Here is a 1,009-nt window from a genome sequence, read left to right on the forward strand (position 1 = left end):
TTGAATGCCGCCAAAGCAGGTTTAATTGCCGCCAACGCGATCAAACAAGTCGCGGTCGATGGCACGACGCCAGCGCTGGCGAAAGTCACTGTGAGCATCGGCGGCGGCAGTAGCGATAGCGACAGCAGCAGTCAAGCCAGTCAACATCAAGGCAGCACCTTAGCTGCAGGAAAAGACCTCACCTTAATTGCCACCGGCAACGGTAGTAAAGATTCGGCAGGCTTTGCAGCGGATGGCGATATTCACGCAAAAGGCGCGGACATCAGCGCACAAAATGTGACTCTGGCCGCAGCCCGTGATATCAACCTCAAAAGCGCAAAAGACACGACCTTGCACCGTAGCAAAAATGATGGCAGCAACGCCAGCATCGGCATTGGTTTAGGCATCGGCGGTGAGCAAAACGGCTTCACCCTCGAACTCGCCGCCAGCCGAAGCAAAGGTACCTCCAACGGCGACAGCACCACTCACCACAACACCAGTATTACCGCCAGTGATAGCGTCACGCTGGCCAGCGGCAGAGACACTCATCTGATCGGCGCAGAAGTCCGTGGCGACAGCGTCAACGCCAGTGTCGGGCGCGACCTCACTATTCACAGCCAGCAAGACACCGACAACTATCACAGCCGACAAGACAATAGTGGGCTGGAAGTCAGCCTCTGTGTTCCACCTTTCTGTGTCGGTAACACCGTCTCCGCCAAAGGCAATATCGACAGCGCCAACGTCGACAGCAGCTACGCCAGCGTCAATCAGCAAAGCGGCATCATCGCCGGTAGCGGCGGCTACGACCTGCATGTCAAAGGCAACACCGACCTGATCGGCGGCCTCATCGCCAGCAGCGCGGACTTGGAAAAAAACAGCCTCACCACCGGCACGCTGACAACTAAAAACGTTCAAAACAAGGCCGACTACAGTAGCGACACCAGTAGCATCAGCGCCAGTGTCAGCTTGGGAAAAAGCGTGCCCGACAGTATCGATCCCAACACCAATCAAGTGATTCCGGCCCACATCA

General features: G+C 56.6%; 1 protein-coding gene. It reads left to right on the forward strand.

Annotated features, from left to right (window positions below):
* A partial coding sequence (locus ACVBEF_RS21235; protein WP_447125878.1) for a hemagglutinin repeat-containing protein occupies nt 1-1,009 on the forward strand: 1,009 nt, incomplete at both ends.

The organism is Glaciimonas sp. GG7 (assembly GCF_052976905.1).